This window comes from Flavobacterium sp. ARAG 55.4 (assembly GCF_051846875.1).
Lineage (GTDB): Bacteria > Bacteroidota > Bacteroidia > Flavobacteriales > Flavobacteriaceae > Flavobacterium > Flavobacterium plantiphilum.
This window is the reverse complement of sequence record NZ_JBPYCT010000004.1, coordinates 160,817-179,291: the sequence shown is the minus strand read 5'-3', so window position 1 is coordinate 179,291 and position 18,475 is coordinate 160,817. Positions and strand designations below refer to the sequence as shown.

Here is an 18,475-nt window from a genome sequence, read left to right as displayed (position 1 = left end):
GTTTTTAATTTATTTGTTTATAATGAGTTCTAGTTCTTTTTTCCAATTTTGATATGCTTCTAAATAAGGTTTGCTGTTTTTTAGAGGCATATACGTCATTACGTGATCATTTTTGATAATGTTATCACCAAAGGTTTTGTAATCGCCATCAATTAAGCCGACTGCTCTTGCAGCACCAACAGCTCCTGTGGTATTGTAAATTTCTATTTCGTGACCAATTAATGTGGCTACGGTATTTGAAAAGATTTCGGAGCGGAATAAATTATCGTTTCCAGCACGAATCACATTAATTTGAGCATTATCAGCTTTCATGATTTCCATTCCGTAAACAAAAGCAAAAGCTATACCTTCCAGAGTGGCACGATACATATGTCCGTGTCCGTGTTTGTTGAGGTTTAAATTCAGAAAATGACTGCCAATATTTTTGTTGTTGAACATTCTTTCAGCTCCGTTTCCAAAAGGAATTACAACTACTCCGTCAGAACCAACAGCAACTTCTTCAGCTTTAAGGTTCATGTTTTCATAAGAATCCATTCCGCATTGGTTGCGCAGCCATCGGTATTGAATTCCCGCACCATTAATACACAATAATTTCCCTACTGTTGGTTTTTCATTGCTGTAATTAACGTGTACGAAGCTATTAATTCGGGAGGTTTCTTTCGATTTTAATTGGTCTGTAACGGCATAGATTACACCTGATGTTCCACCGGTTGCAGCAACTTCACCTGGTTTTAAAATGTTTAGTGACAATGCATTGTTGGGTTGGTCACCAGCGCGATAGACTACCGGAATACCAACAGGGAGACCTGATTCAACAGCTCCTTTTTCGTTTAGGAAACATTGATTGGTAAAATTCTCCACAATATTTGGAGTTAAAGAGTAGTCAATTCCATAGTATTTTAACAGCCATTCGGCAACTTCATTTTCTTTGTAATCCCAAAGCATCCCTTCAGAAAGACCATTTTTAGTCGTGTTGATTTCGCCTGTTAATTTGTAAGCAATAAAATCGCCCGGAAGCATATATTTATAAATTTGGCTGTAAACTTCTGGTTCATTTTCTTTAACCCAGGTTAGTTTTGATGCCGTGAAATTTCCCGGAGAATTCAATAGGTGAGAGGCACACTGCTCTTCGCCTAAATCTTCAAATGCTTTATCGCCAATTTCTACTGCCCGGCTATCGCACCAGATAATAGAATTTCGCAGTGATTTCCCATTTTTATCCACTACCACTAATCCGTGCATTTGATAAGAAATACCAACTCCGGTTATTTTAGAAGCATCAATATTGGCTTCTTTTATAGCTCTTTTAGTGGCAACGCAGCAATATTCCCACCACATTTCCGGATCTTGTTCGGCCCAGTCTTTGTGATAGGCCGTAATTGCCATTTCATCAGCGGGTTCGTGGAGTGCAATTAATTTTTTTCCTGTTGCTGCTTCTACAACGGCAACTTTTACAGAGGAACTTCCTATGTCAAATCCGATATAATACATAATTTATAATGATTCTCTAATGGTTAATTTTGTTGGTACATAATATTGCATTGGTTTATCATTGGTGACAAACTGGGCTGCTTTGATTCCTAATTCATTGAAGTCAGTCGTAACTACGGAAATACCTTTGTATATGAATTTTTTCATAGGTGTTTCATTATAAGATAAAAAACCGACATCTTTACCCGGTTCAAGGTTTTGTTCTCGGCATTGTTCAAGAAACATCCCAAGAATACGATCACTTACACTGATGTAAGCTGTGTTTTTTTTAATGATAAATTCATTTGTATTGGTAATAACTTGGTGTTTGAAATTCAAATCGGTACAGAATCTTTTGAAATAAGTTACTGTTTCTTTTGGGTGATAGGTGAATTTTGGATATATAAATACAATTTCGCTGTATTTTTTAAAAAGGTCTTTGCCTTGTTCCAATGCATGATAAAAGGCTTTTCCGAAATCCTGAAATACGTAATTACTTTTTGATTTCGAATGAATATTCCAATCAATAAGCAAAAGTTTATCGTTAGAAATTACTGATAAAGTGGGAGTAATTTCCTTATTATCAAAATTCATTACTACGTATTTGAAATATTTTCCAATACTGTTATTGATAATAGTTTTGAAATTATCAATATTATAATGGTGAAATTGAACATCAACGATAATATTGTCGTCTAAATTGTTTACAAAGGAGTGGTATAAAACTTCTTTGTATGCTTTAAAAGTGTCTAATACAAGCAAAACTTTTCGGGTTTCACCAGCTACAAAATATCCTTTATTAGGAACGGAATCAATGAGTTTTTGTTCTTTTAAAATAGTATAAGCTTTAAAAACCGTATCTCTGGAAAGTTGGTTTTTTTGACAGATACTATTCACTGACGGAAGTTGGTCGCCTTTTGCCAAAATATTTTCTGCAATAGCATTGTTAATGCCATCCACTAATTGTTGGTATTTTGGAATGTCACTTTCGTGATTGATAGTAAAGCTGAAATTGTCTTCCATTTTTAACGTACTGTTCTGTTCCGGTATGCAAATATAAATTTAATTTTTATATAAAAAATAGTTTTGGGTTTTTTGTATAAAAAAAAACTCCCATTTGCTGCTTTGCGAATGAGAGTGGTATGAGAAGAGACATTTTAGGGTTAGTTTTGTTGCAGCTTGTATTTCAGTCCAATTTCTAAGCCTCTTAATTCGGCCAGGCCTTTCATTCTGCCGATTAAGGAATAGCCGGGATATTGTTCTTTGCCTTCTTCTAAGGTGTGAAGAAAACCATGATCTGGGCGCATTGGTAAACTTATTTTTCTTTTGTTCATTAGAAGAATTAGTTTTTCTATAACCGCTTCCATTGGGTTATCACCATTAAGATGTTCCGATTCTCTAAAAATATTTTCGTCACTGCGAATTACGTTTCGAAGATGTAAAAAATGGATTCGATCTCCAAAATCATTTATTATTTGAACCAAATCATTTTTTGGATCTGCACCAAGAGAACCGGTACAATAGCATAAACCATTTGCATTGACAGGAACGGCTTCGGTGATTTTTTTAATATCATCGGCTGTGCAAACCACTCTTGGTAAACCCATGACAGGAAAAGGTGGGTCGTCAGGATGGATGGCTAATTTTAAACCTAATTCTTCTGCAACGGGAGCGACTTCAGAAAGGAAATAAATCAGATTTTCTCTTAATTTGTTGTCGTCAATATCTTTGTAATTGCCTAATAAGGATAAAATTTGTTCAGCAGTAAAATTGATTTTGCTTCCCGGTAACCCCAGAAGTACATTTTTAAACAAAAGCTCTTTTTCTTCTGTTGAAAGATTTGCGCCAAAAGCGAGTGCTTGTTCTTTTTGTTCAGCAGCGTATTCGTTTTCGGCGTTGGGTCTTTTTAATAAATGAATGTCAAAATAGACAAATGCAATGTGATTATATAATAATGCTTTTGTACCATCTGGATTCTCGAAATTATGATCGGTACGAACCCAGTCTAAAATTGGCATAAAGTTATAAGTAATCACTTTGATACCACATTGCGCAATGTTTCTTAGACTCGTTTTGTAATTTTCGATGTATAATTTAAAATCGCCACAAGCTCTTTTGATTTCTTCGTGAACAGCTAAGCTTTCGATTACGGTCCATTCCATTCCAGCTTCCCGGATAAGTTTTTGTCTTTCCTGTATGGCTTCAACTGTCCAGATTTCTCCAACAGGGATTTGGTGTAAAGCCGTTACAATTCCTGTAACACCACATTGGCGGATGTCTTGTAATGCGATGGTATCAGTAGGTCCAAACCAGCGCATTGTTTGTTGCATTTGTATCATAAATGATGAGTTTTAAAATCCGATACTGTTTCCTCCATCTACCGGAAGTACAGTTCCTGTTACATATTTAGATTCCGATGTGGCATAGAAATAAGCAGCGTCTGCAATATCGTCTGGTTCGCCTAAGAATCCCATTGGTGTTCTTCCTAAAACTTTGTTTTTTCTTTCCGGATCGGTATCTAATGCTTTGGCCGACATTTTAGTTTTGATAAATCCCGGAGCGATACAGTTCACGCGAATTCCAAACGAAGCCAACTCTACTGCCATAGCACGGGTCATAGATTCTATAGCTCCTTTACTGGCTGAATAGGCGATTACTTTTGGTATCCCATATTGTGAAGCCATTGAGCTAATATTGACAATGCTTCCGTTTTTATTTTCTTTCATGTTTTTAACGACTTCGCGGCTTACTGTAAAAACACTTAAAAGATTCGTGTGTATAACTGAAAGGAAATCTTCATCGGTTACATCGGTAAATTCTTTTTTCAGATTTATTCCTGCGTTGTTTACTAAGATGTCAATAGGAGTTTCTTTTGCAAGTTCGGCAATCATGGCAGGAATTCCGTCTAAATTGTTCAGGTCAAAAATTACAGGAACTGCATTTGCACCAATTTCAGCACATGCTTCCTCTGTTTTTTCTTTCGAGCGTCCTATTATATAGGTCTTAATTCCGTTTTCGCATAATTTTTTTGCTGTAGCAAAGCCTAATCCTGAATTTCCTCCGGTGACGATAGCTGTTTTAGTATTCATAGATAATGTTTTTTTTAATCAAAAATAATAGATTATTATTTAAAAAAAATCTATTGCGGAGTATTTACAAAATTCATTTTAAGGCAATAATTTATGAGAGTTTGAGTTGGATGACTTTTTTTAATGATTACAAAAACTATGTTAATTTAATATATATGTTTTTTTGGTATTTCTATTTTACTGCCAGAAATAATAAAAATCCAGTAAATATAAAGGTTTGTTCATTGTTGGTATATTAATGAATACATTGTGATATGTGTATTTTTTTTTATTTTTTTTTAATGCATATATAAAAAACAGGATACAACAGGATGGATGTATTAAGTTGAACCTATACATTTGAAAAGTTAAATATTGACAAAAAATAGTTAAAAAAAATATAAATAATTATTCACCACTTATAAGCTAACCAATAATGAAGAGAAAATTTAATTACTATTTATTAATCCTACCGCTTCTGGCGTTATTTTCCAGTTGCAGTCGAGACGTATTTGATGAATACTATGCGCGTCCAGATTATCTCGAGAACCCCATTTATCAACGATTAGATGAATTGGGTAATTTTAAAAATTTTAGAACCTTAATTGAAAAAGCCGGATACAAGGATATTTTGAGTAAATCAGGATACTGGACTATGTTTGCGCCTAATGATGAAGCTTTTGCTGCGTATTTTCAGGAAAAAGGAATATCTGATGTAACAAAAATTGATGATGTTACAGCTGCAAAGATAGTTAGATATGCCTTAGTTTATAATGCTTTTCGGGAAGATCAGCTGTCGGATTATCAAAGTTCACAAGGATGGGTGTTAGATAATGCTTTTAGAAGAAGAACTGCCTTTTATGATGGTTATCAGAATAAAATTGTTAACGGAACTCCAATGGTTGTAGTTGATGCCAATCGGAATGGAGGTTATTTTTTTGCTGATAACAATAATAAGTATGTTACTTATTTTACCGATGAATATTTTACAGCTAAAAATTTAAGCTCTTTTGATTTTAATTATTTCTATTCTGGTAAAGAGTACACTGGATTTAATTTATTTGATGGAAGTGTTAAACAGGCTGATATAATTGCAGAAAATGGGATTATTCATGAAGTTGACAAAGTTGTATTGCCTCCATTGAGTATAGCTCAGTATTTGGAAGAGGATAATGCAAAAGGAGCAAATAGTAAATATAGTGAATTTTATAAAATGCTTGAAGAGCATTTGGTTACTTATCAGTTTAATGAAACAGTAAGTGCCAGTTATAAGAATTTTACCGGAAAGTCAGATGATGTTTATATTAAATTTTATAATTCAGGACTAGCATTTTCACCTAATAGTGAGAATTATTTAAAAGAAATGGATAATGATGGGCAAAGTGATGCTTTTACAATGATCGCTCCTAGTAATGCTGCTTTGGAGCCTTTTGTAAGAGATGTTCTTTTGAAGCATTATCCTTCTGTAGACAAACTGCCTTTGTATGTGTTTCAGGATTTCTTTAATGCCCACATGGTTCAAAATGCAGTTTGGCCATCTATAGCTGCCAGTTATACTAACGGTTTAGATGAAGATTTACGATTTGATTTTAATGCTAATATCATTGATAAAAAAATCCTGAGTAATGGATTCTTTTACGGTTCAGACATAGTACAGAAATCAAATTTATTTTACAGTGTTTATACCTCTGCATATTTAGATCCTGCCTTTACACTTGCTACAAGATTATATAATAGTACAGAGATAAAACAAATGATTAGTAATATCAGGAACAAATATGTGTTGTTTTTGCCTTCAGATACGTTACTTCGTTCTTTAGGTTATAATTATGATATTAATAGTTCTCAATGGGTTTATACTAATCCAGCTACAGGATTAAGTGTAAGTGGTGGAGCAGCAAGTTCCCGCTTGTATCGGATTCTTTACAACAGTATAGTAGCCACTCCAAATGGGGAGTTAGATAATATTCGTACTACTTCAGGAATTATTCGTTCCGGAGATTTAGATTTCCCGGGAGAATATCTTAAATGGAATAATGGTAAAATATCTACTGCAGGAACTGAAGCAATGGGTAATGTTATTAATATTGTAGGGGCTGCAGATGTTCAGCAAAATGGTGTAACTTATTATATTGATAATATATTTGAATTTACTGATAGACCTCAAGGTTTAGAAATTAAAGAATTAGCAGAAGCTCCGGGATCTCAGTTTTCATCATTTTTTAATTATCTTAAAAATTCGACCGTTTATAATACTACTACAGGAGCTATTCGGGGAGTTAGTTTAGGAACTTCATATACGTTTATTGTGCCAAATAATGATGCAATTACCCAAGCAGTTCGTGATGGTGTATTACCTGGAACGCCTTCTACTGGGGTTCCTAATTATACACCGACTTTTCTACCTGATATAGATAAAATAGCAGATTTTATCAGTTACCATATTTTAGTGAATGCAACGGCCTCTGATGATGGATTAGTTACAGGGCAGTTTGAAACGCTTAGAAAAGATGGTCTGGGAGAAAAGACATACATACAAATTCAGAGTTCACCAGGAACATTAGTGTTTAAAAGTATAACTGACAGTGATTCATCTGCAAATTATATTAAAGCTTCAAGTAATAATCTAGCAGACAGATCTTTGATTCATTTAGTAGATAACTATATTAAATTTTCAGAATAAAATGAGACAACAAATTACAAAAATATTTTACAGTTTTACATTTGCCTTAATTATTCTGGCATCTTTACCAGCTCTGGCACAATCCAGTACTGCTGTACTGATTCGCGGTCAGGTTATTGATGCAGCGGATAATCAGACTATTCCCGGAGCGACTGTAGTAGAGCAGGATGCTGAAAATCGTACTGTAGGAGGTGTGGTTACTGATTTTGACGGGAATTTTGCTATCCGTGTTAAGAATCCAAATAACAAATTATCAGTTTCAACAATTGGTTATAAATCTAAAACAGTGGCTATTAATGGAAAAGTATCCATTAAGGTTTTCCTGGTTTCAAGTGTTGAATCCTTAAAAGAAATTGTTGTTACTTCAGCTAAGACATCAGATAATGGATTAATGCGTATCGCTGATCGTGATCGTACTACAAGTTCGGTATCTATTAATGCTGCAGATTTAGAAAATACTCAGGCGGCCTCTATCGATGAGGCTTTACAGGGGCGTTTATCAGGTGTGGATATTGTGGCCAGTAGTGGAGATCCTGGTGCGGGGATGCAGATTCGTATACGTGGAACCTCTTCTATTACAGGTTCTTCAGATCCATTGATTGTAGTCGACGGTATGCCTTATGAAACCTCGGTACCTGAGGATTTTAATTTTGGATCGGCTGATGATCAGAGTTACGCAGCCTTAATCAATATCGCACCATCTGATATTGAGACGATTACCATTTTAAAAGATGCGGCAGCTACTGCTATTTGGGGATCTCGTGCTGCAGCAGGGGTTTTATTAATTACTACTAAACGTGGATCTGTAGGTGCTCCAAGAATAACGTATAATTATAGAGGAACATATTCTAAATTACCTTCTACTATTCCAATGTTAAGCGGTGATCAATATTCACAATTGATTCCTGAACAATTTATGAATGCGAATGGAGTGCCTTTAAATACTTTGACTGTAAAAGAATTTCAATATGATCCGCAAGATGTGTATTATTTTAAAAACTACAGTCAGAATACGAATTGGGTAGATGCTATCACTCAGCCTGGTATTACAGGTGAGCATACTCTTTCTTTACAGGGGGGAGGGCAAAAAGCAAGATATTATAGCTCAGTAGGATACTATAAATCAAAAGGAGTCACTATTGGTACTGGTTTAGAAAGATTAAATGCAAGGCTAAATTTGGATTATGTTGTATCTGACCGTATTAAGTTCAAGACAGATATTTCTTATACTCATACTGATACGGAACGTAATTATGTGAACTCTAAAGATAGTGAAGACAAATTGCGAGGAGTTGCTTATACTAAAATGCCTAATATGAGTATTTATGAGTTTGACGAAGCAGGAAATCTTACTCCTAATTATTTCTCACCGGCCAGAAACGTACAGGGAACCTATGGAAGTACTTATAATCCATTAGCTATGGCTGAATTAGCTATTAATGATATAGCCGAAAATCGTATTGTACCCCATTTTAATTTAAGTGTTGATATTGTTCCCGGAGTGTTTATGTCAACTTTTGATTTACAATTTGATTATGCATCAAGAAAAAATAAATCTTTTTTACCTCAAAATGCCACAGGTCGTCCTTTTACAGAAACTGTAGTAAACAGAGCTTATGATGGTGATTCTGATCAGTCTAGTGTGATTACAAAAACTAACTTTATTTATACACCCAATGTAGGAGAAAAACAAACTTTTCAGGCTTTATTGTCCTTACAATCGAATGATTTCCGTTATGCATCACATCAGGTGATGACATCAAATACTGCTTCATCTGTATTAACAGATCCGTCAAATCCTTCCAGAACAGAAACAGGTACCTTATATACATCTAATACTCAGTCAAGAAACGTGGGAGCTGTTTTTACTGCTCAATATGGTTTGTTAGATCGTTACCTGATAAATGTAGGTTTAAGAGCTGATGGAACTTCTAAGTTTGCAGGAAAAAACAGATATGGTTATTTTCCATCTATATCTACACGTTGGAGAATTTCAGGTGAGCCTTTTATGAAAAATTTTAAAAATATAGATGACTTAAGTATGAGGTTAAGTTATGGTCATTCCGGAGGAGCACCAAAAGATGATTATGTTTTTTATAATGTTTATAACAATTATCAAACAGATTATCTAGGTCTCAATGGTATTGTTCCCGGGAATATGGAATTAAGTAATTTGCGTTGGGAAACAAAAATTGGTAAAAACTTAGGTTTCAATCTTCAAATGTTTAATAAGCGTTTGAGTATAGATGCTGAAATATATCAAACGATTACTAAAGATCTCCGTTATGAAGATCTTGCTGTAACTGGAGTTTCCGGATATACCAGTATATCTGATCAAAATGTAGGAACTTTGAAAAATCAAGGATGGGAAATTGGGATTAATTCTACACCTTATAAATCCGGTAAATGGAAAGTAGATTTCAATTTTAATATTTCTAATAATAAAAATATGATTACAGAAATGTCTGAATTTGTAGCAACCGAAGAAGGAAATACCGACAGGAATGGACAATTCAAACGTTTCTTACAAGTAGATAATCCTTTTGGTTCTTTTTATGGATATAAATTCAAGGGAGTGTATACTGATCTTGATGCTACAAGAGCACGAGATGCTAATGGTAATGTTATTGTTGGTCCTAATGGTCAGGATGTATTTATGCGTTTTAATTTTCCAGTAACAGACTATACCTTTCAGCCTGGTGATGCTATTTATGAAGATATCAATAAAGACGGTAACATTGATAGTCGTGATGTGGTGTATCTGGGAAACAGCAATCCAAAATTTGCTGGAGGTTTTGGACCTAACGTTAGTTTTAACAACCAATGGAAATTAAATCTTTTCTTTACGTATCGTTTTGATTTTGATATTGTTAACGGAACCGATATGAATACCACTAATATGTATGGATGGAGTAATCAGAGTACTGCTGTTTTAGCCAGATGGCGTAATCCTGGAGATGTAACCAATATGCCAAGAGCTATACATCAAACTGGTTATAACTGGTTGGGTTCGGATCGTTATGTTGAGGATGCTTCATTTGTTCGTTTACGTTCTGTAACTCTTAGCTATAACTGGGGTAAAAACTTATTGAAGAAATTAAACTTAGAAGAAGTAAGAATGTATATAACAGCAGATAACTTATACACTTTTACAAAATACAGAGGACAGGATCCAGAGGTAAGTATGGGTAAAGGAGCTTTTGGTATTACAATCGATAATGCTTCTACACCACCTACCAAACGTTTCTCATTTGGTTTATCAACCCGTTTTTAAACAAAAAAATATTTGATTTATGCAAACTAAAATAAAAACAATATTAGCAATCTTTATACTCTTTGTTTCGGCTAGTTCGTGCGATGACTATTTAGATTTACGTCCACAAGATGGAATTGTACGTGATGAATTCTGGAACACTAAGGAAGATATTCAGGCAGCAGTTATAGGTATTTACTCTTCTTTGTTGAATTCGCCTCCCAGAGTAAGTGACTTGCCAATCTCTCAGTATTTATTCATGTACGGTGAATTAAGAGGGGATATGATTGCTCCTGGGCCTAACGTTACTAATGATCAGAGAGACATTATGAACTCTAATATTATTGCCTCAAATGAATTAACAAATTGGTCTGCTTTTTACAGAACTATTAATTATTGTAACACTGTAATTGAATTAGCACCAGCAGTTAGAGCAGAAGATCCTACTTTAACAGAAACACAGCTGAATAATTTTCTATCAGAAGCATTGGCTATCAGAGCGTATTTGTATTTTACATTAGCCCGAACTTTTAGAGATGTGCCTTTAAAACTAAATGCTACTTTAAGTGATGCAGAAAATTTCCAGTTACCAACTACTCCTCAAAGCGAAATTTTTGCTCAGGTAATTAAAGATTTAGAGTTGGCAGAACAGTATGGAGTGGAAGATTATGGTAATGAACCTTCTAACAGAGGACGTATAACTACCTATGCTATTAATGCAATGCAGGCTGACGTTTATTTATGGACAGATAATTATGAAAAAGCAGTTATTGCTGCAGATAAGGTAATTGCTTCTCCACGATTTGGTTTAATTGAAGCTTCCAGTTCTTGGTTTAATACGGTATATGCTCAGGGTAATTCGAAAGAAAGTATTTTTGAATTTCAATATACGCCATCTAATTTAGGTCCTTTTTATAATATCTTTTATTTAAGACCAGAGTTCTTAGGCGGGGCTACGGTTCTGGAAGATGTTTTTGGTATTGATCTCGCCGATGCTAATAATAGAGATATTCGAGGAGAGCGTGCTTCCTTAGTTCCTGGAACTTCTCAAATTTACAAATTTGTAGGTTTGAATTTTAATGAACGTAAAGAGTTGCAGAATGCGGATACTCATTGGTTTGTATATCGATTTGCTGATGTGCTGTTAATGAAAGCCGAAGCCCTTACAGAGTTGAACAGAGGTCAGGAAGCAATTGATATTATTGAGGATCTACGTGAAAAACGCGATGCTATCGAATTAACCTCTCAGGAGCCGGGTTCAGAAAATAAAATTGAAATAATTAATTATTTGTTGGCTGAGCGTTCCCGTGAATTCGCTTACGAAGGAAAACGATGGTTTGATATCCTTCGTAATGCCAGAAGAAATAATTATGCCAGATTAGATATCTTAATAAATGCCGGTATTGCAGGGGCTCTTCCTGAGCAACAACAATCTGTACTTGCAAAATTAAGAGATCAAAACAGTCATTATTTACCTATAAACACGTACGAACTTTTTACTAACAAAGCTCTGGTACAAAATCCATTTTACAAATAAAAAAATTTTAAGTCATGAAAAGAGTATTAAGATTGCCTAGCCTGTTGAGACTTACTTTAGTTTTTTTGATAGCTTTAGTGTTTCAAAATTGTTCAGAACAAAAAATAAAAGAAACTACAGATGAGACTATGAATATTACTGAATATCTCAGAGCCAATCCGGATTATTCAATGTTTTTAGAACTTCTGGATTTAACTAATTATGCTTCCTTTATGAATACTTATGGTACATATACTGTTTTTATTCCCACAAATGATGCTGTACAGGAGTATTTAAATAGTATAGGTGCTACTTCATTGAGCCAGGTTCCATTAGCAGATTTACAAAACATAGCTAAACTGCATATTCTGGATCAGAGAATTAACACCACCTCTTTTACGGATGGGAAAATAGGAACACCTAGTTTATATGGTCAATATTTAGTAACCGGGGCTGCTAATAAAAATGGAGTTTCCAGTGTAACTGTTAATAAAGAAGCCAGTATTGTTGCTTCTAACATAGAATTAGGCAACGGAGTGATGCATATTATAGATAAAGTTTTGCGTGTAGCAGATAAAACTTTGGCTCAAACTATAGAAGCGGATCCAAGTCTTTCCTTATTTACCGAGGTTTTAAAGACCACAGGATGGTATGATGTGTTAAATAAACCATTAACTAATACAACTGATATTGATAGTTACCTGACTGTTTTAGCTCAGACTAACGAAGTATTTGCCGAAGCAGGATTTACTACTTTAGAGCAATTAAAAAATAGATATAGCCATTTAAATAATCCTTTAGATTTAAAAGACAGTTTAAATTTGTTTGTGAGTTACCGTATTTTACCAAGACTTCAGTATCTAGCTGATATTGCAATAACACCTTCTTTAGTTACTAAGGCTCCATTAGAGGTGATTAGTGCCAAATTAAGTAAAGATACAATCTTATTAAATGAAGATGTTTTTAATGGGGTATTAGAAAGAGGGGTTGCTATAGATAGACCTATAAGTGATGTAACAGCATCTAATGGAGTATTACATTTTGTGGGGGGTAATATTGCAATCAAGAAACGTTTACCAGCTCCGGTATATTTTGAGTTTACAGATATTACAGAATTTAGAAGATTAACTGCTTTTTGGAAAAAACCTGCAGAAGCATATGAAAAACTAACAATTGATAATGCTGGCATTGATGTTACCTGGGATGGAAAAGCAAGTGATGGAAATGCATACCTAGCTTATCGAAAACAAGCAGATGGTAGTAGTATAACAAGTACAGTTGGAGGCTGTTGGGGCGCGGATGTTTGTGAGATTTACCGTTTTAGAGATGCTAATGCTCAAAATGTTGCTTTTAAAACTCCGGTAATTATTAAGGGACGATATAAGATCTGGATTTCTTACAGAGCTAATGGTACTAAAGTAGGTAATGTAAAAGTGTTTTTTAACGGAATAGAACTTCCTAGACAAGTAAACTTATCAGAGGGTGGTAATACAGATACAGCAAATACACCAGAAACCGTATTGGAATCTCAAGGTTATAAGCGTTACGCTACTCCATGGTCCAGCAGGGTAAATTGCAGATTAGTGGGTGTAGTAGATGTACCTACAACGGGCAGACATACCTTGACTTTACAAAGTCAAGGAAGTTTTACGAATCAGTCATGGTTTGATATAGCAGAATTCCGTCCTGTAGAAATGAACCAATTAGTACCAAAATTTGTAGCAGGAAAAAGTACTTTACAGTATTAATAATTAATTCCTAATAATTTCAAAATAACTTAATCAATTAGAAATGATTCTATTAAAAAATAAATATAGAAGATTATTTGCTAGTGTGTTAACACTGGCAATAATCTCTTGTTCCAATCCTTGGGATGATCGTGTAGATAATGGCGATGCTAATCTGGGAGTTACACTTGACGAAGCTATTACCAATACTTCCGAAACTTCTGAATTTGCAAAATTATTAGATCAAACCGGTTATGCAGAAGTTTTAGCTGCATCCAAGACGTATACTGTTTTTGTACCTAATAATACAGCTCTGGCAGCTGTTGGGAGTGAGATATTGAACAACCCTGAAGCTCTTAAACAATTTGTTGCTAATCATATCACCTTAACTACTTATTCCTCTGTAAGAACAAATCAGGAAGAGCGAATTAAGATGTTTACCAATAAAAATCTGATTTTTAAAGGGAGTACAATGATTGATGATGCTACTATTGTTAGTGCAGATCATTATGCCGCTAATGGTGTTTTTCATATTATTGATAAAGCATTAACCCCAAAATTAAATATTTGGCAGTATGTAAATTCAGCAGCAGCAACTACTGAAATGACTACTTATTTACGTAGTTTAAAAGAGTTTAATATTTACCAGTCAGATAGTATAGGTAAAGCCGTTTCAGAAACTAATGGAGCAGGATATCTTGCCGATTCTTTGACTAATTCTTATTTAAAGAATGTTTACAATTTGAATAACGAAGACAATTTATATACGTTGTTTTTAATGGAAGATGCGGGTTATACTGCCGAAGTAAATAAAATGAAACCTTATTTAATTAAAACTTCAAATGACCCGGCTATAGATTCTACAGCCATCTATTCTAAGTATTTTACCGTAAGAGATATGGCTTTTCATGGGAAATACGAATTAAATCAATTGCCTGCAACATTAACTTCAAGATTTGGAGTCGTAGTTCCTGTAGATAAAACACAAATTGTTCAACAAATTAATTTGAGTAATGGTATTGTTTATATTATGAAAAGAGTTGATGTTGAATTAGGCAAACGTTTATTAACGACTAGAATTGAAGGAGAAGCCAATAGAGGGTATATAGGATCACGTACTAGGATGCTTTATCGAGACAGAAGGGATCCATCCGGGGTTTTATTCAATGATCTCATGGTACAAGCCCCTAATAGGGACAAATTTACATTTACATATAATGCAAAAGACATGTACAGTACTACTTATAAAGTGTATTGGAGAGCAGTTAATGACAGAACAACATCTTCTCTTTTCCAACAACAATTGGGTATTGGTGGGGTTATTGAAACTGTAGGAACTACAGATAATGTAGCTAATTTCGATAAGTTATTTCCACTTATTACCGTGCCATTTAATAATTATGATGAAGTTTTGATAGGAGAATTCACGAAAGACACTGCTGGTAATATCGACCTGATTTCTCTGATTGGAGGCCCTACCACTGCAACGAGTGGTCTTACTCTTGATTATTTGAAATTTGTTCCTGTTCTTAAATAAAATATTCTATAAAAAATTAGTTATGCTAAAAATTATAAAACTAAGCTGTCTTGTTAGCGTGTTTTTTGCTGCTGAATTCTATACACCATTGTATGCTCAGGAAGCTCAGGATTCTACAGCTACTGCAACGACAACTCCAAATAAAAAAATACAAGGCATTTTAGTAAAAGGTGTTGTGAAAAATGCTAAAAACAAAGCCACTTTATCAGGAATCAATGTAACAGTCGATGGATTTTCGGCCGTTATTACTAATGATGATGGTAGTTTTGAAATTAGAGTCCCTAATCTAGAGGCAATTCTGAAAGTAAGTGGTGAAAATTTTCAAACAAAGGTATATGCTTTAAGAAAGCAAAAATCAGGTTTTGAAATCTATTTAAGCGAGGCTAATTATGCGCCCACTTATGAAATGGCAAATCTGGCTGCTAGTGAAAAAATGCAGTACAATAACACCACTGCTGCAAGTGTTGTCAATTTCAAAAATGAGCAATGGGCTGCTCCTGTAAATGAATCTGTTGGTGGTTTTCTTCAGGGAAAAGTAGCAGGATTAAATGCTGTTAGAAGTTCAGGAACTCCGGCTGCAGGAAGTTATTTGTCGTTGCGAGGATTTACATCATTGTATGCAACTAACAAACCTTTAATCATTGTTGACGGGATGATTTACGATGATGAAGATTATGGATCAGGAATTTTACAAAATAATATTTCGTCTCCATTGACTAATATTGATGTTAAGGATATAGAGGATGTAACGGTTATCAAAGACGGTTCTTCACTTTATGGGACTAAGGGAGCTAATGGGGTAATTAAAATAACTACTACCCGTGCAACAGAATTGTCTACTAAAATTGATTTTACAATGTATGGAAGTGCTAACCAGACACCAGATGATTTACCTTTATTAGGAGCAAATGGTTACCGTACTCATTTGTCACAATTAGAAACAACACGTGGATTAACAGCCCCTGAGATTTTTAATTTGCCATATATGAATGACCAAGTAGGTTCACCAGGATATTATAAATATCATAATAATACGAACTGGCAAGATCAGGTTTTTAAACCAAGTGTGAGTCAGAATTATTTTCTGAAAGTTCGTGGAGGTGACGAAATCGCTAAGTTTGGTTTGTCTGTAGGTTATTTGGATAGTAAAGGTATAATTGATCAAACAAATACTAAAAGATACAGTACCCGTTTAAATGCTGCTTTAAAATTAACAGACAGATTATTTGTTGATGCTAATTTATCTTTTGTAAATAGTACTCAGGAACAATGGGATCAGGGTTTTGCATATAAAACAAGTCCTTTGTATCTCGCACTCACTAAATCTCCATTTTTAAGAGTTAATGATATTTCTGATTCAGGGGAAGTATCTCCTAATTTAGCAGATGTGGATGATTTTGGTGTCAGTAATCCAAATGCAATTTTAACGAATGGTTTTGGCAGAAATAATAACTACCGTTTCTTTGGAAATTTTAAATTTAAATATGTTTTAAATAAAGCATGGGATATTAATACAATTATAGGTTTAACCCTTAATAAAGAAAGAGAAAGCTTCTTTATTCCGGATCAGGGTGTAGCGGATGTTATTCTTCCTACAGCTATTGGAACCAATCGTTCAGGAAGTGAAATTCAGAGCTATAATAGCCTTTACACAGATACTTATGCCAATTATTTTAAAAATTTTAATAATGACCACAATCTGGAAGTTCATTTTGGAATCAGAACCCAAAATAATAAATCCGAAAGTGATTTAGGTTTAGGTTACAATTCTTCTACAGATGATTTTACTTCTGTAGGAGCAGGATCTAATTTATTACGTCAGGTAGGTGGTGTATTAGGAGAATGGAATTGGTTGAATGTGTATGCTAATGCTGATTACAATTATCGCAATAAATATTTTTTAACAACGAGTTATGCTGTTGATGGTTCGAGTAGATTTGGAGACAAAGTTTCAAATGGGAATGATAAGTATGCTTTGATGTCTTCTATTACTGGAGCCTGGTTAGTTTCTTCAGAAGGCTTTATGAAAGGAGCAAAAGCTATCGATTACTTAAAATTGAGAGCTACTTATGGTCATAGCGGAAATGATGATATAGGAAACTTTACAGCTCAGAAATACTATGTTTCTCAAAATTTATTAGGAATGCAAGGTTTAGTAAGAGGTAATATTGGTAATCCTAATTTACAATGGGAAACAGTTAAGAAATTCAATGCCGGAGCTGATTTAGGTTTATTTAACGAAAGATTGAATGCTTCTATAGATTTATTTTTAAATAAAACCGATAATATGATTGTTTATGAAACAGTTAGTGATATAAGTGGTTTTGATTATGCAGTATCTAATAACGGTGCGATGCGTACTTTGGGAGCTGATTTATCATTGAAAGCCCGTATTATTAAGTCAACTGATTTTACATTTGATTTAGCAGTAAATGTAAGCCGTTATAAAAATGAAATACAATCACTGCCAAACGGCGATATTCTTACTCAATTTGCAGGAGCTACTTATTTAACATCAGTAGGTAAGGATGCTAATTTATTTTATGGTTTAAAAACTGCAGGAGTTTACAGTACTACTGCCGAAGCTAATGCAGCGGGATTAAACAGACGTTTAACAAATGGTGAGTTGCTTCCTTTTACTGCCGGTGATGTACGTTTTGTAGATACTAATGGAGATAATGTTATTGATAACAATGACCGTATGGTAATTGGAAATCCTAATCCGGATGTATTGGGTAGTTTTTCAACTAATTTCACTTACAAGCGTTTTAGTCTTCAGGCCTTATTCAATTTCTCTATAGGAAATGATATTTACAATGGATTACGTTACAATTTAGAAAAAATGAGCGGTTATGAAAACCAAAGTGCTGCTGTAGCCAACCGCTGGAGAGCTGAAGGTCAGCAAACGGATATGCCAAAAGCAACCTGGGGAGATCCACTGGGGAATTCAGAATTTTCCAGTAGATGGATTGAAGATGGTTCTTATCTAAGGTTAAAAACTTTGGTGTTAGGCTATGATTTTAAAGTAAATGATGCAAATTATGTTAAGTACATCAAACTTTATGCAACTGCTAATAATTTGGTAACTTTTACTAAATATCTTGGCTATGATCCTGAGTTTAGTGCTACTTCATCGATATTTGGTCAGGGAACTGATATTGGTTTAGCTCCTCAGTTCACATCAGTTCAACTGGGACTACGTTTAGGACTTTAATTATTTA

10 protein-coding genes are annotated in these 18,475 nt (G+C 34.3%); 6 read left to right on the top strand and 4 right to left on the bottom strand.

What is annotated here, in order from left to right; translation table 11 throughout:
- Positions 1-9: 9 nt before the first annotated feature.
- The 4 genes from ACSV4D_RS06500 to ACSV4D_RS06485 form a co-directional block, all read right to left on the bottom strand.
- The gene (locus ACSV4D_RS06500; protein ID WP_439227571.1) at positions 10-1,491 is read right to left on the bottom strand and encodes a xylulokinase; all 1,482 of its coding nucleotides are present in this window, start codon (positions 1,489-1,491) and stop codon (positions 10-12) included.
- 3 nt (positions 1,492-1,494) lie between these two features.
- Positions 1,495-2,493 (bottom strand): GntR family transcriptional regulator, encoded by a 999-nt coding sequence (locus ACSV4D_RS06495; RefSeq protein WP_439227570.1) that lies wholly within the window; start codon positions 2,491-2,493, stop codon positions 1,495-1,497.
- A 140-nt stretch (positions 2,494-2,633) separates the two neighbouring features.
- On the bottom strand, positions 2,634-3,809 hold the full coding sequence (gene uxuA / locus ACSV4D_RS06490) for a mannonate dehydratase (protein ID WP_439227569.1): 1,176 nt from the start codon (positions 3,807-3,809) through the stop codon (positions 2,634-2,636).
- 12 nt (positions 3,810-3,821) lie between these two features.
- A complete protein-coding gene (locus ACSV4D_RS06485) occupies positions 3,822-4,559 on the bottom strand; it encodes an SDR family NAD(P)-dependent oxidoreductase (protein ID WP_439227568.1) in 738 nt (245 codons plus the stop codon).
- A gap of 415 nt (positions 4,560-4,974) precedes the next feature.
- On the opposite strand from ACSV4D_RS06485, the gene ACSV4D_RS06480 reads away from it, so the two are divergent.
- The 6 genes from ACSV4D_RS06480 to ACSV4D_RS06455 are packed head-to-tail and all read left to right on the top strand — an operon-like array spanning position 4,975 to position 18,468.
- Positions 4,975-7,221, top strand: coding sequence for a fasciclin domain-containing protein (locus ACSV4D_RS06480; RefSeq protein ID WP_439227567.1), 2,247 nt, complete (start codon positions 4,975-4,977; stop codon positions 7,219-7,221).
- 1 nt (position 7,222) lies between these two features.
- Positions 7,223-10,495, top strand: a complete 3,273-nt coding sequence (locus ACSV4D_RS06475; protein WP_439227566.1) for a SusC/RagA family TonB-linked outer membrane protein — start codon at positions 7,223-7,225, stop codon at positions 10,493-10,495.
- A 19-nt stretch (positions 10,496-10,514) separates the two neighbouring features.
- A complete protein-coding gene (locus tag ACSV4D_RS06470) occupies positions 10,515-12,011 on the top strand; it encodes a RagB/SusD family nutrient uptake outer membrane protein (RefSeq protein ID WP_408081718.1) in 1,497 nt (498 codons plus the stop codon).
- Between the two features lie 14 nt (positions 12,012-12,025).
- Entirely contained in the window at positions 12,026-13,738 is a 1,713-nt protein-coding gene (locus tag ACSV4D_RS06465) for a fasciclin domain-containing protein (RefSeq protein WP_439227565.1), read from the top strand.
- Between the two features lie 43 nt (positions 13,739-13,781).
- Complete coding sequence (locus ACSV4D_RS06460; protein WP_439227564.1) at positions 13,782-15,254, top strand: fasciclin domain-containing protein; 1,473 nt, start codon at positions 13,782-13,784, stop codon at positions 15,252-15,254.
- A gap of 22 nt (positions 15,255-15,276) precedes the next feature.
- The gene (locus ACSV4D_RS06455) at positions 15,277-18,468 is read left to right on the top strand and encodes a SusC/RagA family TonB-linked outer membrane protein (RefSeq protein ID WP_439227563.1); all 3,192 of its coding nucleotides are present in this window, start codon (positions 15,277-15,279) and stop codon (positions 18,466-18,468) included.
- The last annotated feature ends 7 nt before the right edge of the window (positions 18,469-18,475 follow it).

Coding starts and splice junctions, on each gene's coding strand:
- ACSV4D_RS06500 (WP_439227571.1), bottom strand. CDS start 1,491: ATGTATTATATCGGATTTGACATAGGAAGTTCCTCTGTAAAAGTTGCC.
- ACSV4D_RS06495 (WP_439227570.1), bottom strand. CDS start 2,493: ATGGAAGACAATTTCAGCTTTACTATCAATCACGAAAGTGACATTCCA.
- uxuA (WP_439227569.1), bottom strand. CDS start 3,809: ATGATACAAATGCAACAAACAATGCGCTGGTTTGGACCTACTGATACC.
- ACSV4D_RS06485 (WP_439227568.1), bottom strand. CDS start 4,559: ATGAATACTAAAACAGCTATCGTCACCGGAGGAAATTCAGGATTAGGC.
- ACSV4D_RS06480 (WP_439227567.1), top strand. CDS start 4,975: ATGAAGAGAAAATTTAATTACTATTTATTAATCCTACCGCTTCTGGCG.
- ACSV4D_RS06475 (WP_439227566.1), top strand. CDS start 7,223: ATGAGACAACAAATTACAAAAATATTTTACAGTTTTACATTTGCCTTA.
- ACSV4D_RS06470 (WP_408081718.1), top strand. CDS start 10,515: ATGCAAACTAAAATAAAAACAATATTAGCAATCTTTATACTCTTTGTT.
- ACSV4D_RS06465 (WP_439227565.1), top strand. CDS start 12,026: ATGAAAAGAGTATTAAGATTGCCTAGCCTGTTGAGACTTACTTTAGTT.
- ACSV4D_RS06460 (WP_439227564.1), top strand. CDS start 13,782: ATGATTCTATTAAAAAATAAATATAGAAGATTATTTGCTAGTGTGTTA.
- ACSV4D_RS06455 (WP_439227563.1), top strand. CDS start 15,277: ATGCTAAAAATTATAAAACTAAGCTGTCTTGTTAGCGTGTTTTTTGCT.